At 47.7% G+C, this 21,005-nt stretch carries 22 protein-coding genes; 6 read left to right on the forward strand and 16 right to left on the reverse strand.

Translation table 11 applies throughout. From position 1 onward, the window contains the following. Nucleotides 1-40: 40 nt before the first annotated feature. Entirely contained in the window at nucleotides 41-253 is a 213-nt protein-coding gene (locus BLS44_RS23915; protein WP_090388646.1) for a hypothetical protein, read from the reverse strand. A gap of 370 nt (nucleotides 254-623) precedes the next feature. Here BLS44_RS23915 and BLS44_RS23925 point away from each other — a divergent pair, with 370 nt between their 5' ends. From BLS44_RS23925 to BLS44_RS23935, 3 genes are all read left to right on the forward strand, one after another. Further along, a complete protein-coding gene (locus BLS44_RS23925; RefSeq protein ID WP_143019912.1) occupies nucleotides 624-857 on the forward strand; it encodes a hypothetical protein in 234 nt (77 codons plus the stop codon). Then, nucleotides 839-1,213 carry a type II toxin-antitoxin system VapC family toxin gene (locus BLS44_RS23930; protein WP_090393203.1) on the forward strand — a complete coding sequence of 125 codons (375 nt, stop codon included), beginning with the start codon at nucleotides 839-841 and terminating at the stop codon, nucleotides 1,211-1,213. The genes BLS44_RS23925 and BLS44_RS23930 overlap by 19 nt, the downstream gene beginning before the upstream one ends. 335 nt (nucleotides 1,214-1,548) lie before the next feature. Continuing rightward, nucleotides 1,549-1,974 (forward strand): SRPBCC family protein, encoded by a 426-nt coding sequence (locus BLS44_RS23935; protein ID WP_090393205.1) that lies wholly within the window; start codon nucleotides 1,549-1,551, stop codon nucleotides 1,972-1,974. Here BLS44_RS23935 and BLS44_RS23940 read toward each other — a convergent pair. After that, nucleotides 1,937-3,169, reverse strand: a complete 1,233-nt coding sequence (locus tag BLS44_RS23940) for an MFS transporter (protein WP_245729390.1) — start codon at nucleotides 3,167-3,169, stop codon at nucleotides 1,937-1,939. The genes BLS44_RS23935 and BLS44_RS23940 overlap by 38 nt on opposite strands. 449 nt (nucleotides 3,170-3,618) lie before the next feature. Here BLS44_RS23940 and BLS44_RS23945 point away from each other — a divergent pair, with 449 nt between their 5' ends. Both BLS44_RS23945 and cls read left to right on the forward strand, forming a co-directional pair. Continuing rightward, entirely contained in the window at nucleotides 3,619-4,629 is a 1,011-nt protein-coding gene (locus tag BLS44_RS23945) for an LLM class flavin-dependent oxidoreductase (protein WP_090393286.1), read from the forward strand. Nucleotides 4,630-4,791: 162 nt separating this feature from the next. After that, entirely contained in the window at nucleotides 4,792-6,252 is a 1,461-nt protein-coding gene (gene cls / locus BLS44_RS23950) for a cardiolipin synthase (RefSeq protein ID WP_090393207.1), read from the forward strand. Between the two features lie 289 nt (nucleotides 6,253-6,541). Here the strand turns inward: cls and BLS44_RS23955 are convergent, their stop codons facing one another. Then, nucleotides 6,542-7,105: an HdeD family acid-resistance protein gene (locus tag BLS44_RS23955; protein ID WP_090393209.1), complete on the reverse strand. Its 564-nt coding sequence runs from the start codon at nucleotides 7,103-7,105 to the stop codon at nucleotides 6,542-6,544. Nucleotides 7,106-7,246: 141 nt separating this feature from the next. Here BLS44_RS23955 and BLS44_RS23960 point away from each other — a divergent pair, with 141 nt between their 5' ends. Next, a complete protein-coding gene (locus tag BLS44_RS23960) occupies nucleotides 7,247-8,380 on the forward strand; it encodes a serine hydrolase domain-containing protein (RefSeq protein WP_245729392.1) in 1,134 nt (377 codons plus the stop codon). Nucleotides 8,381-8,536: 156 nt separating this feature from the next. Here BLS44_RS23960 and BLS44_RS23965 read toward each other — a convergent pair whose 3' ends face one another. The 13 genes from BLS44_RS23965 to katG all read right to left on the reverse strand — a co-directional run bounded on the left by BLS44_RS23965 (nucleotide 8,537) and on the right by katG (nucleotide 20,965). Beyond that, nucleotides 8,537-9,109 (reverse strand): TlpA family protein disulfide reductase, encoded by a 573-nt coding sequence (locus tag BLS44_RS23965; protein WP_090393211.1) that lies wholly within the window; start codon nucleotides 9,107-9,109, stop codon nucleotides 8,537-8,539. Between the two features lie 72 nt (nucleotides 9,110-9,181). Beyond that, nucleotides 9,182-9,514, reverse strand: a complete 333-nt coding sequence (locus BLS44_RS23970; protein ID WP_143019913.1) for a hypothetical protein — start codon at nucleotides 9,512-9,514, stop codon at nucleotides 9,182-9,184. A gap of 25 nt (nucleotides 9,515-9,539) precedes the next feature. Further along, nucleotides 9,540-10,502: an ion channel gene (locus tag BLS44_RS23975; protein ID WP_090393215.1), complete on the reverse strand. Its 963-nt coding sequence runs from the start codon at nucleotides 10,500-10,502 to the stop codon at nucleotides 9,540-9,542. Between the two features lie 95 nt (nucleotides 10,503-10,597). After that, entirely contained in the window at nucleotides 10,598-10,990 is a 393-nt protein-coding gene (locus BLS44_RS23980) for an EamA family transporter (RefSeq protein WP_090393216.1), read from the reverse strand. Nucleotides 10,991-11,003: 13 nt separating this feature from the next. Then, nucleotides 11,004-11,786, reverse strand: coding sequence for a phosphatase PAP2 family protein (locus BLS44_RS23985; protein WP_090393218.1), 783 nt, complete (start codon nucleotides 11,784-11,786; stop codon nucleotides 11,004-11,006). Nucleotides 11,787-11,890: 104 nt separating this feature from the next. After that, nucleotides 11,891-14,059 (reverse strand): TonB-dependent receptor, encoded by a 2,169-nt coding sequence (locus BLS44_RS23990; RefSeq protein ID WP_090393290.1) that lies wholly within the window; start codon nucleotides 14,057-14,059, stop codon nucleotides 11,891-11,893. Nucleotides 14,060-14,093: 34 nt separating this feature from the next. Next, nucleotides 14,094-14,519, reverse strand: a complete 426-nt coding sequence (locus BLS44_RS23995) for a PepSY-like domain-containing protein (protein ID WP_090393220.1) — start codon at nucleotides 14,517-14,519, stop codon at nucleotides 14,094-14,096. A 116-nt stretch (nucleotides 14,520-14,635) separates the two neighbouring features. Further along, the gene (locus BLS44_RS24000; RefSeq protein ID WP_090393222.1) at nucleotides 14,636-15,886 is read right to left on the reverse strand and encodes a sensor histidine kinase; all 1,251 of its coding nucleotides are present in this window, start codon (nucleotides 15,884-15,886) and stop codon (nucleotides 14,636-14,638) included. After that, nucleotides 15,883-16,560 carry a response regulator transcription factor gene (locus tag BLS44_RS24005; RefSeq protein ID WP_090393224.1) on the reverse strand — a complete coding sequence of 226 codons (678 nt, stop codon included), beginning with the start codon at nucleotides 16,558-16,560 and terminating at the stop codon, nucleotides 15,883-15,885. Before BLS44_RS24005 ends, BLS44_RS24000 begins: the two co-directional genes overlap by 4 nt. A 49-nt stretch (nucleotides 16,561-16,609) precedes the next feature. Continuing rightward, nucleotides 16,610-16,876, reverse strand: coding sequence for a hypothetical protein (locus BLS44_RS24010; RefSeq protein ID WP_090393226.1), 267 nt, complete (start codon nucleotides 16,874-16,876; stop codon nucleotides 16,610-16,612). 384 nt (nucleotides 16,877-17,260) lie between these two features. Further along, nucleotides 17,261-18,064, reverse strand: coding sequence for a 5'-nucleotidase, lipoprotein e(P4) family (locus tag BLS44_RS24015; RefSeq protein ID WP_090393228.1), 804 nt, complete (start codon nucleotides 18,062-18,064; stop codon nucleotides 17,261-17,263). Nucleotides 18,065-18,366: 302 nt separating this feature from the next. After that, entirely contained in the window at nucleotides 18,367-18,543 is a 177-nt protein-coding gene (locus tag BLS44_RS26720; protein ID WP_176954539.1) for a hypothetical protein, read from the reverse strand. A gap of 145 nt (nucleotides 18,544-18,688) precedes the next feature. Then, nucleotides 18,689-20,965, reverse strand: a complete 2,277-nt coding sequence (katG, locus tag BLS44_RS24020; protein ID WP_090393230.1) for a catalase/peroxidase HPI — start codon at nucleotides 20,963-20,965, stop codon at nucleotides 18,689-18,691. Between the last annotated feature and the right edge of the window lie 40 nt (nucleotides 20,966-21,005).

Raw genomic sequence — 21,005 nt, forward strand, 5'->3', positions numbered from 1 at the left:
AATTTGAAACCCATTTTTACCATCACTAAAAGGATGCTTGTTATTTATTGTTACGTATCCGAGCGTCGTGAGGTTTTTTTTTACGCTTATCGTTGCCCGGAGTGCTAATGTTCTTTTCCAGGACCTCCCGACCCAAGTCCTGCCAAATTCTTACAAACTCGCTTTCATAATCATAAAAATCAGTAAGCAGGTTCAATCGCTGGAGCTCATCATATCGTTTTTCTGCTGCATCAAGGTATTGTTGTTTGGTCATGACTTATGGGTTTGTTTCTTAAATTTACCCATTATCCCAAAATAACTATGCGAAAATTTGAAATGCACCCTACAGGAAGTCGCAATTCTTTTTCAGCCATCTTTGATTACGGAGGTTTTGGTAGCAAGCTCACGCTTCGACAGGCTCAGCCTGGCATGTGGCGGGCTTTACTAATAGCGGCCAGAGAGCCTGACAACCTTAACAATGTGATAATGAGCAATGTATTGCCTGTTCTTAGTAATAAATCACTTACCAAAAATTCAGTAAATTTGTACAACACATTTTTTGATAAGCGGTAAAATGTTAATTGAAAGGGGCCGCCTACCCGGTATTTTCCGGGGAACCGAAAAGTGATTTAAACCGGTTTATCATGGATACTTATATCATTGAAATAACAAACAATAAGGCTTATAAACTTTTAAAAGACCTTGAAGATTTAAATATTATCAAGGTTTTAAAAAAGAGCAAAACTATAAAGACACCTGAAATAGCAACAAGCGACACGGCTGGTTTCAGAGGTGCACTTAAACTTTCAAAAGAAAAGTTTGAAGATTTTCAAAGACACGCACAGGAAATACGTAAAGAGTGGCCGGAAAATATTTAATAGATACCAACATTGCAATTTATTACCTTAATAACCAGCTCCCGGCTGCAATAGCCAATGAACTGGATAAAGAGACTTTAAGCATTTCGGTAATAACCCGCATGGAACTGCTGGCCTGGCGCAACGCCAGCGTAGAAGAACTCGCAATGTTAGAAGCATTTATTAAAAACACCATCTTATATAATCTTGAGGAGCCGGTCATTTTAAAAAGTATTGAGATCAGAAAATTACACTCAATAAAATTGCCGGATGCGATTATAGCTGCTACTGCATTAGTTAATAATTACACGCTTGTTACACGCAATACTGCTGATTTTAAAAATATTGAAGGGTTGAAAATGACGAATCCCTGGTAACCCTGTCCCTTGCTTTGGCGCTCAGCGGATAAACTTTTACTACAGCCCAAATTATTTTACGCTTGAACTCCATTTCGCTGGCCGTTTTCCCACCCATAAGCCGGGTTAAGAAACGGGAAGCCCGCGTGAGGGATGGAAGCGGATACCCCGCTGAAGCCCTGTGCGGTGGGGCTGCGGCGGAGTAGCAGCGTATAGCCCGGCCCCGGCCGTGTGTTGGGCCCGATTTATCGGGACGCGCCGGAAAGCCGGGGACACGCCCAAATAATCCCCTGACTGAACAACGCCTCCGCCTGCGCCGGAGCATTTTCCGGATTCGTGTTAACTTTATAAAAAAAATGGAACCGCAAACCATAACACATGAAGAAACCTATAACGCGCCGGTAGAAAAAGTGTGGCTGGCGCTTACAGATAAGAACCAGATGAAAAGCTGGTACTTTAACATCCCCGATTTCCGGCATGAAGTGGGCAGCAACTTTGAGTTTTATGAAAGTGAAAAGCAAGAATTTTTGCATCGCTGCACCATTACGGAGATCGTTCCCCTGCAAAAGTTTCAGCATACCTGGACGCACCCGGAGCAAAGCAAGGGCGTTTCCCTGCTTACCTGGGAGCTGTTCCCGGAAGGTGATCAAACCCGCGTATTGCTTACCCATTCGGGCATTGAGCAACTGGCAGATGGCGGTGCGGCCTTTGCAAAAGAAAATTATGAACAGGGCTGGAAGGAAATTATGGGCAGGTCGCTTCGCGGCTTTCTGGAGCAATGATGCGGGTGGTGGCAGCTACGGCGGCCGGAACCTTGCTAATGGCCCGCTCCTGCTGGTAGCGCCGGATAAAAATAAAACAAAGCCCCAGGCCGGCAAAGGCCATTACCGCACCCACCAGTGAAGGATACTGGTATCCGAACCCATGCTTTAGCGGGATACCTCCAAAGTAGGCCCCCAATGAATTGGCCACATTAAATGCCGCCTGCATAATGGCTGCCGCCATCATCTCTGATTTTTTAGCCGAACGCAGCATAAGCACATTTACCGGGGTACCCACGGCCATGGACAGGGCCCCACAGATAAAGGTGAGCGCCAGGGATACCGGCTGGTTACCCGAGAAAAAGAATACGGCGATGAGCGCGGCCACCATCAACGAAAACAGGATCGCCGCCGCCTTAATGGGTTTCATCTGGTCGGCCATATAACCACCTACCAGGTTACCCACCACCATGCCTCCACCAGCCAGCACCATGATATAGGAAATGGAACTTTCGCTAAAGCCGGATACACGGGTCATGAGCGGGGCTATATAACTGAACCAGGCAAATAATCCGCCAAAACCGATACCCGTAATGCCAATAATGAGCCAGGATTTTTTTGTTTTAAAAAATTGCAGTTCTTCCCGCAGGCCGGTGGTTTTCATACTCGGCATTGCGGGCAGCCACAGGTGCAGGAACAGGATGGTGAGCGCACCGATAAAAGATACCATTCCAAAGGCCAGTCGCCAGTTAAACTGGTGCCCGATAAAGGTAACCAGGGGCACCATGGCCAGGTTGGCTACGGTAAGACCGGTAAACATCATAGCAATGGCCCGGGCCTGCTTGCCTTCCTGCGCCAGTCGCGAAGCTACTATAGCCCCCACCCCAAAGAACGCGCCATGTGGTAAGCCGGAAAAGAACCGGGCAAAGAATAAGCTGTAAAAACCGGGCATCAACGCCGAAAGTCCGTTAAACAGGGTAAACAGGACCATGAGTCCGATCAGGATCCGCTTGGGCGGGTATTTGGCAGACAGGGCCACCAGCAAGGGCGCACCGATGACCACACCCAGCGCATAGGCGGAAATAAGATAGCCTGCAACGGGGATCTCAACACCCAGCGACTGCGCCACATCCGGCAGCAGCCCCATAATCACAAATTCTGTTGTTCCGATACCCAGACCACCGAGGGCCAGGGGGAATAATTTTTTATTCATCATTTTAATAAAAATCGTCTTTTAACAAAATGTGTATTTAATACACATTACAATCCGTCCACTAAAATCGTCCTCTGCAAGATACCCTCAATAACCGGCTTTATGGATACAAAATACTGCCGGTAGTATGATACCCAACGCTCGTTTTGAGATACCCAAGCTTGGTAGGCTATTAGAGACTACTCATGAGTTGTTCATTTACAACCGGTTAAGTAATTGGCAATTGAGAAAATCATCTATAGAATGATAAACATACTGTTATTGCCAATGCTGCCTAGGGGACGGGGAAACTGGCGGAACAGGGCACAGTGCTTTGCCAGGAGGCTCCGGGATATAATCCAGTACTTCTGTGCTTCTGTGCCTCAGTGGCCATCAAACTTTTTCCTTCCCCAACTGTTCTTTTACTTGCCTGTTTCCCGGAAACACCCGGTACAAACAGTAAAACCGGAGATATGAGCCGTTTACAAAACATCAAGTATTCCATCCTGGACCTGGCTACCGTTTGCCAGGACGATACCTTACAACAAAGCTTTGAACGCAGCCTGGAAAGTGCCCGCCATGCCGAACAGCTGGGCTATACCCGGTATTGGTTCTCCGAGCACCACAATATGGAAAGCGTGGCCAGTGCTGCTACTTCGATCCTCATTGGCTATGTAGCCGGCGGCACGCAAAGCATCCGTGTAGGATCGGGCGGTATTATGCTACCCAATCACTCCCCACTGATCATCGCCGAACAATTTGGCACCCTCGGTATTTTATATCCTAACCGGATCGATCTGGGACTGGGACGGGCGCCGGGTACCGATGCGCTCACGGCCATGACCATCCGTCAGGCGCCGGTCAATATTCCCTACGATTTTAAAAGCAACATTGAAGCGTTGCAACAATATTTCAGTAAAGACAACAGTCATTCGAAGGTAAGAGCACTCCCCGGCGAGGGTGTGGATATTCCTTTATGGGTGTTGGGATCCAGTACCGACAGTGCCTACCTGGCCGCGGAAATGGGTCTGCCCTATGCCTTTGCCGCGCACTTTGCCCCCGCACAACTGATGCAGGCCATGGAGATCTATCAAAGTCGCTTTAAACCATCCGCAGTACTCAGCAAGCCCTATGCCATGGCTTGTGTAAATGTGATCGTAGCCGACAGCACTGCCGAAGCAGCCGCACTCTCCACCTCGCTTTACCGGATGTTCCTGGGCATTTTTACCAATAGCCGTTCACCGTTGCAACCTCCTATTACGCATGGGGAGCTGGAAAAACTCTGGACCCCGGAACAGAAATACGGGGTGATGCATATGCTGTCCAATGCCTTTTTTGGAAGTAAAGAACAGGTAAAAGAGGAGCTGACCGATTTTATTGAGCAAACCGGCATACAGGAGCTGATGGTGATTTCCCAGGTGTTTGACCAGAAAAAGAAACTCCGGTCTTATTCGTTGTTGAGGGATATTTTTAATGAGGAGTGATTTTCTTAGAAAAGGGGACGGGGAAACTTGGGAAACACTGGAATGTTGAAGTATGATTGTTTTTCAAAAAGAGGGTTCACTAAGTACTATTGAGATTTCTGTTCCTTTCACATTCAAAATTTTACATTGGTTATTGTGAGTTCCTTGAGCTAACTTACAGTTATGAACTGGAGTTGGCTTCTTGTGGCGGAAGTATTGTATGTGATCCTGGTGATCCTGGTTTGCATGCGGGTGATCTATGACACGCGCAGCGCTACCAAAACACTGGCCTACCTGCTGCTGATCATCTTCCTGCCGGTGATCGGCATGTTTACCTACTTTTCATTTGGCATCAACTACCGGAGACGAAAGCTCTACAGTAAAAAACTGCAGATGAACGAAACCATGGAGCGATCACTGAACAACCGGATACAGACCACTTCCCTGGAAGCATATGACCAGGGCAAGGTATCGGTGGCCAATAACGACCGCCTGTTTCATTACCTGCTAAAAGAAGGTAGTCCGCTTACAGGTGGAAACCAGGTAGCGCTCCTGCTCAACGGCGAAGAAAAATTTCCCCGGGTGCTGGAGCAACTGCGTGCCGCCAGGCACCATATCCACATCGAATATTATATTTACGAGAACGACGAAACCGGGAATGCCATTGCTGATCTGCTCATTGAAAAAGTACAACAGGGCGTGGAAGTCCGCTTTATCTATGATGATTTTGGCAGTCACTCCATCCGGAGAAAAATGGTTAAACGTCTGCGCCAAGCAGGTGCAAAAGCCTTTCCGTTTCACAAGATCATTTTTATTGCCTTTGCCAACCGGCTGAACTACCGCAATCACCGGAAGATCATCATCATTGACGGTCATACGGCATTTGTAGGCGGCATCAATATCAGCAACAAATACTGGAACAAGCCGGAATTCAACAACAAACTGTACTGGCGCGATACGCACCTGATGATCCGCGGACCTGGTGTTTATTACCTGCAGTACCTGTTCCTGGCCGACTGGAATTTCTGCGCCGGCGACCGGCTCTCGATCAATGAACAGTTCTTTCCCTCTCCACATACCCTATACCAGCCAGGGAACGTTCTTGTACAAACAGCGGCCAGTGGTCCCGACTCCGATCAGCCAACCATTCTTTATGCCATGCTTCGCGCCATCAGCCTGGCAAAAAAGGAACTGCTGATTACTACCCCATATTTTATCCCGGGCGAAAGCATTATGGAAGCCCTGATCGTAGCGGCTTACAGCGGTATCCGGATCCGGATCCTGGTGCCAGGGATTTCTGATTCCTTGCTCGTGAACACGGCCGCCAATTCCTATTATGCCACACTGCTGGAGGCAGGTGTGGAGATCTATCGCTATAAGAAGGGTTTTGTGCATGCAAAGACATTGGTATCGGACCGCAACCTCGCAATGGTGGGCACGGCGAATATGGATCACCGCAGTTTTGATCTGAACTTTGAAGTAAATGCCCTCGTATACGACACCTCTATTGCCGGGCAGCTGGCACAGGCATTTGAAACCGATTTGCAGGAGGCAGAACGGATCGATGCCGAAAAATGGTTGAACCGGCCATTGTACATTCAGCTGTTTGAAAAAACCTGCCGGTTGTTGTCGCCGCTGTTATAGAGATTACCGCCGCGCTGCGGCTGGAACATTCTTTTTTTACTCCGAGCTGCAAAGGTACCGGCGCGCTGCGCCTTTACATATTTGACACCGCGTAAAAGCACGCACCGTTTGTCAACATATTTTATTCGAACAGGATCTTTATAAACCTGCACTTATTCGATGCTTCGAAACACCCTCGCTTCTTTGCAGACTGCCTTCTAAGCAATAGCCATATCCGGGTCGGGAATGGACAATACCGGTTCAAATAAATCGTTGCGGCTAATGACTTCGCAACAGGATTCATAGCGATTCAGGATTCCAACCGCTTTTTTAGCTTGCGCAACAGCAGCGAAAGCGCGATCTGAACGATCCCCAGCATTAGAAAAGATACGGCAGTATACACAACAATGGTCAAGCTCCCGAATACAGGATTGCCGATCATCAGCAAGGCAAAGAGGGTCCCGATAATGGCCATAAACAATACACCGCCCCAGCCGGTTACTCCGGCTTTCTTTAAATTGAATGCATAAAATACGCCCAGCAAAGCCCGGAACAGGATCACGATGCCAATATACATTGGCAGGGCCGCCATCGTAAGCATCGGCGAAGAAAGCAGGAAGATCCCAAACAGCAGGTCTACAATCCCACCCAGCAGCGACCAGCCCCATCCCTGGTCATGCCGGCGGCTGCTGATCGCATAGGCAATTTCAAAAATACCGGCCACCAGAAAGGTAGACGCAAATAAAACGGACAGCGCCACATAGGACGCCAAAGGCTGGCCAAAAATATACAAGGCCAGCAATACAAACAGGATCCCGGAAACAAGTAAGAGCCACCAGTTTTTCAGGCGCTCTTCCAATAATGTGGTAGTCATGGTATTCAGGTTTAACCGTTAAAAGATGGATTCATTCCGCTATTCAAAGGCCACCGATCGTTTGCAACTCCTACCAAAGTTATACAATAAGTTTGACCATTTTTGCCATTAATTGTATCTTTCTTTGCAAACTACCCATCCATGATGAAATATTGTCTTTTGATAATGATCCTTGCCGGACTGCTGCGGGGGAATGCCTATGCACAGGATTCTATTGAAAATAACCTGTTAAAGCTGATGCAGCAATACCAGGCCATTGGCCTGTCCGTGGCCGTTGTGAAAGACAATAAGATCATTTATAATAAATCCTTCGGCTATAAAAACCCGGACGATAAAACCATTGTCCGGAATACGGATATCTTCCGTATTGCCTCTATTTCAAAATCCTTCACGGCCACCTCACTGATGCAGCTGGTGGAGCAGGGCCGTATCAGTCTGACAGATGAGGTGACCAGGCTGGTGGGCTTCAAGGTAAACAATCCAAAGTACCCCGATGTGCCCATTACGCTGGAGATGATCCTGTCCCACACCTCGAGTATTAATGACAAGAATGGCTATTTTACACTGGATGCTATCAATCCCGAAAAAAACCCGGACTGGGCCCGGTGCTATAATGATTACAAACCCGGGGAAGGGTACCAGTACTGTAACCTGAACTTTAATATGGCAGGGGCTATCCTGGAACGGATTTCGGGCGAGCGGTTTGATCAGTACGTAAAAAACCATATCCTGCAGCCCTTACATTTATACGGAGGTTATGTAGTGGATTCGCTGGGGCACGACCGCCTGGTTCCGCTTTACGAGTACAATGATTCTACAAAAGCATTTGAAGCGGCGCCGGCAGCCTATGCATCGCCCAAAGCAAAACTGGCCGGCTATACCAGGGGATACAGCACGCCGGTGTTTTCCCCTACGGGTGGCATGAAAATTTCGGCGCTGGACCTTGCCAGATATATGATGATGCATATGAACTATGGCAGCAGTAATGGCGTACAGATCATCAGTGAGGCAAGCAGTAAAACCATGCAGACCAAACGATCCGACAAAGAAAATTACGGGCTGGCGCTCTGGTCTACGGAAAACCTAATTAATGGCGAAAAAATGGTAGGCCATACCGGAAGCGCCTACGGCCTGTACAGCAGCATGTTCTTTCAACCGGAAAAGAAGTTTGGGTTTGTAGTCATCACCAATGGTTGTATTCCGCAGTATAAGAAATCAATGGTGGCGTTGTTATATGATGTTATTAATGAGCTTTATAATGAGATGGTGAAATAATTAATTGCTAGTATTTGACTGGGGGACGGGGAGACCGGGAGGAGATTGGGCAAAGGCCTTTGCTACCAGAATATTTACAAAAGCAAACGGGCTAAGGCGGAAACAACGTTTTCCGTTAATTTCCTTCTTAACCCGCTCGCTCATTCAGTTGCTATTTTACCCCTTCAGCAGATCTACATATTCCTGGGTATCATAATCATCCATGCCTTCCATTTTCTTGATCAGCTCCCCCTTTTCATTAAATATAAAGGTAGAAGGAATGGCCTGTACATTGAATAAAAGCGGTAATTGCTCTCCTGGGAAAAAGATCGGCATATTCAGATTCTGTTTTTTCTTAAATGCAGCGGCATCTTCCATCTGATCATCGACCGATAGTAATACAAAGGCCACTTTTTCTTTATCCGTTTTTTTATACAGGTTCTGGATCGAAGGCATTTCCGCGCGGCAGGGCGGGCACCAGGAAGCCCAGATATTTACCACCACTTTTTTCCCTTTCAGGGATTCCAGCTTTACCGGCTGTCCTTTCTCGTCGGACATTTTAAATGCCGGCATCATCGATACTGCGGGTGTTGCCGGCACGGTATTCGTTTCCACATCAGGAGTCACTGCTATCGTATCCGTTGCAGCAGGTGCTGTGCCATCCGCTGCATCTTGCTTTGCTTCATTTTTACAGGCGGTAAGGGTGCCTATACCCAACCCCATCATCAGTATAATTGTATTCAGTTTCATTAATTATTTTTTGTTTGTTAAATAAAGATCCATTTATGCCCCTGCCCGTTCTTTAACAACGGGTTTGCTACTTCATATTGCAACAGGGCAACAGCGCGGAGGCGCATCAATGCATTCGGGGAAAGGATCTGCAGGAAAGCGGGTTTTGGCCTGCGGGTAGTTTTTCTTGAGGAACAATGCGGTCAGCACCGGTAGATAGTTCACCACAACCGGTTCAATCGCAATACCCGCAACAACACAAAAGACCGGAGTTTCCATATCACCGGCAGGAACACTGTGTTTACCGGATGCCGCGCTCACCTGGTGTAGCATCCGTTTGCATGCCGGTCTGAGCATGGGCATACTGAACAAGAGGATGCCCGCTGCCAGCAAACTATATAAAATGATATGATATCCTATTTTCAAACCACGCAAATTTAAAGAAATGCGCTCAGATCGCAGCTTCGGGATGCTGCCGGTAGTCGTGCAATTTTGATAATTCCACGATGGTACCCCTTCCTTCCGGAGATTCATGGTATACCGGAACAAATTTTGCACCATTCGCCAGCTCACTATACGTATAGCTGGTACGTGCAATTACCGTATTGGAAAAGTCTTCATCAAAGGCCTTCAGATAGACCATCATTTCAAAATCGGCCTGTTCCAGTTCCGCCATGGTCATGTTGTACACCGGGCTTTCCTCGTTAATGGGGTGCACTACCGTCCAGGATATATGCAGGGAATTAATGGTATTAAACTGGAGAGGCAGGGAAAAATACCGGTAGCTGTCCTTACCGTTCTCATTTACAAGCATACTTACCGTAACCTGCATCGACACCTCGCTGAGCATGGCATTTTTTATCGGCGCCAGCCGGAACATGATCGCCTTCCCTCCTCTGAAGGGAGCAATGACCGCGTGTTTGCTAAACCGGATATACGCCCTGGGTTTTACAAACCGGCCATACAGCAAGCCGGTAATGATGGCCAGCGTAAGAATACCCACCAGCGCTTCAATAGAAGCAATGGTATTGGTAATAAACCCGATGGGGCTGATACGCCCGTACCCCACCGTGGTCAATGTTTGCGAAGAAAAGAAATACGCCTCTTCAAAGGTCTCAAGCGGCGTTCCCCTTACCAGTCCCTGCAGGTGCGGGATGCAAAACAGGTAATAAATAACGGCAAAAAGGAGGTTAATAGTTGTGTAAAACCCGATAATGAGCAGGCCGAATTTCCAGCTTTTGAGGTTGATCAGAAAATTATAAATGCTGTATTTATCAAACATGGAACCCGACCGGTTGATCACATTCGCTGTTCCGTCCTTATTGATAAAGCGGGCATATTTTGCCGTTACAGCCGTATTCAGCCCGGTATTGTCGACCGTTGTGCCCCGTGCCCGTTTTCTTCCGATTGCCATAGGGTGAAATTATTGAAATAAATCCGAATACAGATCACGGATAACTTTCCCGCAGATGACGCTCGTTTGCATCCAGACCCTTTATGCCCGGATCATTAGAATAGAACCAGAAGCAATGAATAGCACGCCCACCAGTTGAGTGATTCGTTTAAAAACAGAAGGGAAAGCACAAAAACAAACGGTACACTCAATTTATCCACCGCCGCCACCTGCGAGGCCTTCCCCATTTGCAGCGCTCTAAAATAACAAAGCCAGGAGAGCCCGGTAGCCACACCGGAAATAATCAGAAAAAACAGGGAATGCCGGGAAATAGCAGTCAGCCCTTGTTGCTCCCGCTTTACAAAAACAATGCCCCAGGCCACCAGCAATATCACAATGGTGCGTATGGCCGTGGCCAGATTGGCATTTACAGAGGACACCCCGGGTTTTGAAAAAATGGCAGTGAGTGCCGCAAAGAATGCCGACAGCAATGCATAAAACCACCACATAAAAATCAGTTTACTAAAAACTTTTTACCAGTCCGATCCCATACGACCTGCCGGAAACAGCGGGATAAAAATAAGTAGTCCTGTTCTGCCGGTCTTTTTTCTGTCCGATATGCAATTTATTGTAACAGAGATAAGCCAGGTTAGTGGAAACGATACCAAACCCTGCACCCGCTACCACATCACCCAGCCAGTGCCGGTTGTTATACATCCGGAGCACACCGGTTGCCGTTGCCACCAAATAACCGCTGATGCCGTACCAGGGTGAAACATCTTTATATTCTCTCCGGAGAAACTCTGCCGAGGCGAATGCCGTAGACGTATGCCCCGAAGGAAAGGACAACCGGTTGCTGCTGTCCGGGCGTTCTACATTGGCAATATGCTTTAACGGCGTTACCAGGGCCGCATTTATACCCAGGGACATGGCATATAGAATGGCTTCATGCCCGAATGTATTTTTCCCTTTTATCCCCAGTCCCCGCAATGCAAACACTGCAAGTCCGGGCGTATATTCCAGTACATTATCGATATGCGTTCCGAAATCCGGATGGTCTTCTACAATTTCATTCCGGGTGGTTTGATTCAATCCTTTGAACAGATTGGTTCCATCTGCCAGACCACCTAATGCTATCAGCGCAGCAGGCGTAATAAATTGCTTTAACCGGACCGGGCTGCCGGAGGCCGGCAATTCCCGGAGCCGCACGTAAGCGGAATCTGCGGCCACCACCATAGAATCCTGCTGGGCCAACAGGGAAAAGGACGAACCAACACATAGACACAGGAATATGATTTTTTTCATCCGTAAATTTTTATGGTTTTCATAGTCGAATGTAACCTTTGATAACTAAAACTCTTATTCCCTTGTGATAAAAAATGAAAATTTTAGTCATGTCGGTTTCTTGCTTACAGTTTAAGACGAAGCGACAGGTTCACCACCCTTCCGTCGATGGGTGCCCATAACGGTTTGAATTGAGGATCGGTTACAGACCCGGTATACAGGGCTTCCACATTGCTTTGCTTATAGTTCAGCAGGTTTTCACAATTCAATACTACAGTTACATGATCGCCCAGGTGTTTTTGAATTACCGCTGCCATAAACATATAACCCGGGGTGTTGGATCCATCCAGCCGTTTTTGGCTCCCATTATAAGAGCCTTCCAGTCCGGTCATTAAGCCCGCCTTTTCAAAATCACGGGCCAGTACAAACGACATCCGGTTCCGGGGTGTCAGCGGCATAAATTGCTGCTGTGGCAGATAGTTCCGGGTCACTACGGTATAAGTATACCCGGCATACAGCTCCCATTCCTCCAACTTTGCCTTCACATAGGTATCAAAACCGCGGCTGAGCACATTCTTATTCCCGTTCTGGTAGAACAACGTCCCATCCGGATTAATGGTTCCGTAAATCGGATCTTTGATCTGCGTAAGGAAGAAGGCCTGGTTAATAAACAGGCTGTTTCCGCCCTCCCAGTCCAGCTTGTAATTTATTTCTGCATTATATCCTACCGATTTTTCAGGGGTGATACTGGCCGGTAAGGCGGCAATTTTATCCGGCGTATAATCCATATACCAGGGCGTAAACGGATTGGGCACTTTATAGCCCCAGCCTACTCCCAGGCGGGTAGCCCAATGCGCATTAAACCGGTTGAAAAAGGCCAGCCTTGGTAAAAAGAAGTTTCCATATTTCTGATGATAGTCATCCCTCAGCCCCAGTTCCAATGTAGCCTGATCCTTTATCGTCCAGGTATTTTGCACAAAGGCCCCGATCGTATTATTGTTCAGTGAAGCGATGGGGATCAACTGATTCTGATGTGTTGCCTTAAACTGGTCGCCGGTTACGTTTACCCCGCCTACAAAACTGTTCTTATTCCCGTAAGGGATCAACGTAGATAATTCACTGTAGTAACTCAGCTGGTTGCCTTTATAGTTCAGTTGGGCATCTGCAAAATCATTAGTATAATCACTGACCGTATTTTTAAAATACAGACTTTTACCGCTGTCAAAATGGTGCTCCACCACGAGTTCACCGGAATGACGGGTTGTATTGTTTTGCTCAAAATACTGGTGCACCGCGTCGGAGCTTCCCTTTAGCACCTGCATATCTCCGCCCTTCGTATGATTCATGTTGCCGTTGTAACCAAGAATAATGGTGGTGTTTTTTGGATAGAAAAACAAGCGCGGATGTAGATTATAACTATTCAGCTTCGGCACATCCGAAAAACCATCCTTGTTTACATCCACCGGGTTCTGGTGTATATACCCTCCAAAAAGCGTATACCCAAATCCTTTATACCGTTTCGACAAATAGACATTGGCATCTGTTTCCTTCAGGGTGGTCTGGTTCAGCGTAATGCTTCCTTCCTGCGCTGCCGTTGGTCGTTTTGAAATAATATTGACCAATCCACCAATAGCGCCACCACCGTATAAGGTAGAGGCCGATCCCTTCACCAGTTCGATCTGTTGCAGGTCCAGCGGCGGAATAGTAAGGATGCCAAAGCCGCCACTAAAACCATCATACAAGGGCATCCCATCGCGCAGGATCTGGGTGTAGCGCCCATCCAATCCCTGGATGCGCACATTGGAATTACCGGATGTGGCACTTGTTTGCTGGATCTGCACACCACTTACATCACCCAATATACTGGCGATATTGGCCGGCCGGATGCCGTTTTCCTCGTTCATTTCTTCTTTTCCCAATACTTCCACCTTTATAGGCGCATTCTCAATGGATTGGTTGTTCCGGGTGGTAGCCACTATCACCACTTCGTCCATTTCCTTAGCAAGAGCACCCATTTTTATGACCAGCGTTGTGTCATGCGTGATATGGATCGTCAATTGTGCTTTTTCATATCCTACCGCGGAAAAAGAAAAATGATGCGTTCCTGCGGGAACCAACAAGACGGCAACACCGCTCGTATCGGCCATAGCCGTTGCTTTTCCATCCTCAGTAACTGTAACACCCGGAACCGCTTTACCCGAGACAGCGTTTTGACACTGAAACTGCACTTTCAACTGCGCATGAATATTCAAACTAAAACAACAGCCCATCAACAAAACAAAAATCCGGTACATCGTATACATTCGTTTTTTATTGTGCGCCTGTCAGCTAATCTTTTTGTGCACGTAAAAAGGCTCCCTTTGCATCAAATAAATAATCTGTCTTCTTTATTTCGGCCTCATAACTTACGGTACCATCCGCTTTTATTATTTTAGCGGTTTCGGTTACAGGGCCCAGCTTTTTTTGGGCAATATAGTCCTTTGCAGCTTTTGGAAATGCATCCCCGGATATTGCAGTTTCAGTTTCGATCAGCTTTCCACTTTTGTCGTATACGGCACTTGTTTTTACGCCTTTGCTGGTAAATGCAGCTTCATAATTGCCATCCTCTTTCTCCCATTTGGCCTTAGTTCCGGGATACTGGTGTTCAAAGGCCGCTTTCACAGCCGCCGGAACAGGAAGTGAGCTTTTCGACTGGGCGAAGCCAGCCAGGCTGATGCCGGCAAACAGGCCGGCCAGTAAGATCTTCGTTTTCATTTCAACATTTTTTAGAGCAGGATAAAAATCGGACAGTATAAAATTGAGCGATGATTCTGTAGAAAAATGGAATTTTACATATGTGTTTCCGTCCTTAACAAAAAATTAAGCGCCTGTCACGAAAATGAAACTGAAAAATAGTGTCGCTGGTCCAGGAACCGGTATTGCAGCCGGTACCCATATAATTCGCAGATCTGTTTACAGATCTCCAGTCCCAATCCCGTACTTCTCGAATCAGTTGACTGCTTTTGAAACCGCCGAAAGATCTGTTCCGCGTTCAACGCAGACCCCGAGGTCGTATTGCTTACCGTAAAAGTATGTTGCGTCAACGACATCCTGATTGTCCCCCCTGATGCCGTATGCCGGAACGCGTTTGAAAAAAGATTACTGGCCAGGATATCGATCAGCGGTCCATTGGCTTCTACCCGGCAGGTTTCCATCGGACCGGTTTCGAGTTGGATCTGCTTCTCTGTGACCATGTCTGCAAATTGATCGGCCGTGTGCATGACCACTGTTTTAATATCAATGGATTCCGTTTCGGGGAACTGGTTGTTCTCTATTTTTGTTAGCAGCAATAGCGTACGGTTCAGCTTCTGAAGCTTCCGCACGCTTAGGTTCAATTCTTCAACAAGACCGGCCTGCTCTCCATTTACGGGTGTTTGCAGCAACAGATCCAGCTTGCTTTGGATAATAGCCAATGGCGTTTGTGTTTCATGGGCCGCATTTTCTGTAAATTCTTTTTGCGCCTTGTACAGACTGGCATTCCGCAATAACAGTGCATCCAGCGACCGGTTCAGTTCGCCAAACTCCTGTATAGCCGTCCGTTCAAACTGAGGGGTTTGATGTTTGTCTACCCGGTAACCCGCCAGCTTGCGCAAGGTATCCTGGAAGGGCTTCAAAATATTGCGGGAAAGGTTCCGGTTAATAAGAAAGAGGCCCGCCAGCAGGAAAAGAATAAAAACAAATTGCAATACAGAGATACTTTGTACAAGATCCATATCCTCTAACATGGATTTTTGAATCCGGAGGGAATAGTACACGCCATTTACACCGATCACCGATTCCAACACCCGGTGCTTTACCATCTCATCATCATCCGGTATAAAAATATCTTTGTTGTAAAAGCTGTCCCGGACCACAGTATCTTTCGTAGGAGCAATGATCACGCTATTATTATAGGATGTAAAATCTTCCGGGGGGCCGGTTTCCAGTTTCTTCCGGATCCAGTTTTTCTGATACCCCATCGACTCATCCAGGTTGTGCATCATGATACGCTGCACCAGGAAATAAAATAAAGGGACTGACAAAATCGCCAGTATGATGGTGTACAGGCTGTACCGGGTGGATATATAACGAATCAGTCTCAAGCCACTTCAAATTTATAGCCCATGCCGTACACCGACTTCAGGTAGTCATCTGCACCTGCCGCCGCCAGTTTCTTTTTCAGGTTTTTGATATGCGCATAAATAAAGTCAAAATTTTCAAACAGATCGGCATCCGAACCGGAAAGATGTTCAGCGATGGCGGTTTTGGATAACACACGGTTTTTGTTGACGATAAAATAGATGAGCAGATCAAATTCTTTTTTTGTAAGATCCACAACATGGCGATGTACCCTTACCATGCGGGAAGCCGTATCTATTTTTATTTCGTTCAGCTCCAGCTCATTGCTGCCCTCAAATTTCCGGCGACGGATCACAGAAGCAATACGGGCACTCAACTCGGGCAGATAAAAGGGTTTGGCCAGGTAATCATCTGCCCCCAGTTGCAGTCCGGTTATTTTATCATCCAGTGCATCCTTGGCAGAGATCACAATCACGCCGTCTGTACGTTTATCCCGCTTCAGGGTCCGGAGCAGGTCGAGTCCGTTACCGTCCGGTAACATAATATCCAGCAGGATACAATCATAATCAAACACCTCGGTTTTAGCCAGGGCATCTGCCGCCGTTGCGGCTACTGCACAGGTATACCCTTCCTGCTTCAGGTAGGTAACGATACTTTTGCTCAATGCTGGCTCATCTTCAACAATCAGGATATTCATCCCTGCAAAGTTGGATCATAATACTGAAGGGAAACTGAATTTTTCAGCACTAAAAATGAACATCGATGATACTGTTCAACGGAATCAGGACGCCTCCTTTTAATGAAATATGATTTTCCGTGAGCGACCATACGGTTGTTTCTACAGACTGGGGCCCCTCGGTGGTATTAAATGTAACGGTTGTTTTACTCTTAAATTCATTACCCAGCCGCACTGCATAACTCAGATGCTCTTTCCAATGAATACTGCGGTCTTCCTCTGCCTGGATAATATGATATTGCGCTATTGCCTCTTTGGGAATCAACTTTTCAAACATAGGATTTTCGTTTAATCTAATCTACCCAAATTTACTGGTATTTGTTGTTTTAACTTTAAAATTTTATGTAAAAAGGGATGACCGGTCCGCCAAAGATCAGCAAGCGGGATAAAAGAAGTGTAGTCTGTTATGTCCGTTTCAGGGTAAGGCTGACGCTATACCTGCCTGCTTCGCCCTGGTTGAGAGCGGTGTATTTTATTTTTCATTGACCCCATAGGTTTAGGTTCCGGGTAACCGGGAAGCACACTTATGATTCCGGGATGTCACCGTAGCCGGGGTAACGTTTAAAAGGTTGATCTCCGATGCATGATTCCGAATCTCGGATCTCAATGCCCGGATCCAAAATGGGATCGCGGAAATTGGAAGCTGATTCCTGTAGCCATCCTATGGATAGGAGTTTAAAAGCGTTTGCAAAAAAGCATTGCTGTCTCCAGCGGTTTTAAGTTGCTGATCCCTGTAATAAGCCTCCTCCCAGTTGCCATACATATGGTTGGGCAGCACGATAAATTCTTTACCAAAAGATTCTTTGTTCTTTTCGGTCCACTCAAGCCGGCTGTTCATTTCTTTGTTATCAAATAGTGACGAGAAGTCCCCGAGATTGTCGCCCAGCAACATCACGATATCATAATCCTTCAGCACCACCTGGCGGCGGGCTTCCTTGTCGGACGTGGTGCTCATCAGCATCAGGTGGCTTGTATCTGCATTGGGAAAGTTATATTTTTTCAGGTTCTCCACCGTTTGCTGCTGATCGCCTCCAATACGGTTGGTGATATAAAATACGGTAAGCCCTCTTGAAGCGGCATATTGAAAAAACGAGGGTGCGCCCGGTACCGAATCACAGGCGACCTGCTTTGTCCAGCTGATCCAGGATGAATCCGCATATCCCGCATGTTTCATTGCCAGGTGAATATAATAAGGACTGTTGTCCAGCACCGTTTCATCTACATCCGTAACGATGGCCCTTTGCCGCCCGGAAGGTTGTTCCAGGATCCTGTCAAGGCTCAGTCTTGCGCTGTTATAAGCCTGGTACGACAAGGCCCGGTATTCTGCAGCACGCTGCTGCCACAAAGCACCCCAGGCAGGAGCTTCCGGCATTAATGAAAGGTGATCACGTGTTTGTTTCCGTTGCGTTCCCTGTTTGCACGAGCACAGGAAAATAATTCCGATAGCCAAAAAAAACTGCTTCATAATTTACTGTTCAGGCGCCCTCTCCGTTTCATCGATCCGGGCTGTATGCTATTTAAATTTAATTTATATACTTTGCCCCGCTTCCGGCGCAGAGCCCTGTTAACACCTGCCGGCAGGGCAACTATAGTAGCAGCAATCAGGAGACATCTCACTCGCAATTCATTTGTTCCTCAACTCCATTAACCTGCCTGCACAGGAAGGTTATTACCGCAGTAGATCAGCCGGGAAGCTATTGATTAAATTAATTGAACATTCATTTAATAAAAAAATTAACGATTCATTAATAAGAGCCTGTTTAAAATTCATTCAATGGCTTTATTATGGCCGTTTTGGGCTGCAACTGCGTTAAATTTTTCGCCATAGTGGCCTACTATGCCTGCAAAATTTTCCTTGTTTCGCTCCAAAATAGCTTCATAATAAATTCCACCAATAAAATTTAAACAGGCTCTAAAAGATTGGATTACATATTGCACGGTCATATGCCGGTATCAAAACAGGAATTTAAAAGCCGGTGTACCGCAGCAGAAACATTGAATCGCCAACGCCCCGATGCTCATACAGCGGATCAAAAAGGCGGCCCGTTCCCAGGCCGCCTGTCTCATAAGATCCCAATTGTATGATCCGTTATCCCAGATCAAACCGGTCCAGGTTCATCACTTTATTCCATGCAGCCACAAAGTCCTTCACAAATTTTTCCTGGCCATCGGCGCTCCCGTATACTTCAGCAATGGCTCTCAACTCGGCATTGGAGCCCAGCACCAGGTCAGCACGGGTTGCTGTCCATTTAGCAGCTCCGGTGCCCCGGTCGTACCCTTCAAACAGTTCCTGGTCTCCGGAAGCTGCTTTCCATGCCGTGCGCATATCCAGCAGGTTTACAAAAAAATCGTTGGTCAGCAGCCCGGGACGTTCTGTGAGCACGCCATATACGGAGCCATCAAAGTTGGTTTGCAGCACCCGCATTCCCCCCAGCAGCACGGTCAGTTCCGGCGCTGTAAGTGTGAGCAACTGTGCTTTATCGATCAGTAATGCCTCCGTAGACACGGGTATTTTTGTTTTGCGATAGTTCCGGAAGCCATCTGCCAGGGGTTCCAGGAAGGCGATGGAATCCACATCCGTTTGCTCCTGCGAGGCATCCATACGACCCGGTGTTACGGGAACGATCACGGGATGCCCGGCATCCCTGGCTGCTTTTTCTATGCCGGCGGCACCAGCCAGCACGATCAGGTCGGCCAGCGATACTTTTTTTCCTCCTGTTTGCGCCATGTTAAATTCCTGTTGAATGCCTTCAAGCACATTCAGCACTTTCTGTAATTGTACGGGGTTATTAACCTGCCAGTATTTTTGCGGGGCCAGCCGGATGCGGGCACCATTGGCTCCCCCACGCTTATCCCCTCCACGGAAGGTGGCTGCAGAAGCCCAGGCAGTGGATACCAGCTCCCCAATGCTCAGGCCGGACTGCTGCAATTTTGTCTTCAGGGCAGCGATATCGGTTTCATCGATCAACACATGATCCACTGCGGGGATGGGATCCTCCCAAATAAATTCTTCCTGTGGAATTTCGGGTCCCAAATAGCGGCTGCGCGGTCCCATATCCCGGTGTGTTAATTTAAACCAGGCTTTGGCGAAAGCATCGGCAAAGGCATCCGGGTTTTCCAAAAAATGCCTGGATATTTTCTCATACGCAGGATCAAACCGCAACGAAAGATCAGTGGTCAGCATGGTGGGCTTGTGTTTTTTAGCCGGATCAAAGGCATCGGGTGTAATGGCTTCCGCATCTTTTGCTACCCATTGATGCGCACCGGCCGGGCTTTTGGTAAGCTCCCATTCAAAACCGAAAAGGGTTTCAAAAAAGTTATTATCCCATTTTGTTGGTGTCTGCGTCCAGGTCACTTCCAGTCCGCTTGTGATGGTGTCTGCGCCAACGCCTGTGCCAAAGCTGTTGCTCCAGCCCAGTCCCTGCGCTTCTATGCCGGTAGCCTCCGGCTCCTTACCCACATGTGTGGCAGGAGCGGCGCCATGCGTTTTACCAAACGTATGACCACCCGCGATCAGGGCCACGGTTTCCTCATCGTTCATAGCCATGCGGCCAAAAGTGTCCCGGATGTCCTTTGCCGCAGCAAGAGGATCAGGGTTCCCGTCGGGCCCTTCCGGGTTTACATAAATAAGTCCCATCTGTACGGCAGCAAGCGGTTTTTCAAGGTTGCGGGAGTGCGTCTGCTCATCGGCATCATCGTCCGTTACGAGAACGCCGCCATTCTTTTCCACTCCTTCGGGGCCATGTGCATACCGTATATCGCCACCCAGCCAGGTAGTTTCGGATCCCCAATATACATCTTCGGCCGCTTCCCATGCGTCTTCGCGGCCACCTGCAAAACCCAGGGTTTTGAAGCCCATCGACTCCAGTGCCACATTACCTGCAAGGATCAGCAGATCGGCCCAGGATAGTTTTTTTCCATATTTCTGTTTGATGGGCCAAAGTAAACGCCGGGCTTTGTCAAGGCTCACATTATCCGGCCAGCTATTCAACGGTGCAAAACGCTGCTGGCCCGAGCCGGCTCCCCCCCTGCCATCGCCTACGCGGTAGGTACCGGCACTGTGCCAGGCCATACGGATGAACAATCCTCCATAATGACCAAAGTCTGCAGGCCACCAGTCCTGCGAATCGGTCATCAGGGTATGCAGGTCCTCCTTTACGGCTCCCAGGTCAAGGCCTTTAAATGCTTCGGCATAGTTAAATCCTTTGTCCATCGGGTTGGATAAAGCAGAATATTGCCGCAGGATATTCAACTTGAGCTGGTTGGGCCACCAGTCGCGGTTTTTGGTTCCACCGCCGCCTACACTTTGTTTAATGGCGCCATTGTGAAACGGGCATTTGCTGATGTCGTTTGGATCTTTCCCCATTTTTATAAGTTTTTATAATGATTGACAGATTCCTTTTGCC

The sequence above is a fragment of the Niabella drilacis genome (assembly GCF_900101395.1).
In the GTDB taxonomy this organism is placed as follows: domain Bacteria; phylum Bacteroidota; class Bacteroidia; order Chitinophagales; family Chitinophagaceae; genus Niabella; species Niabella drilacis.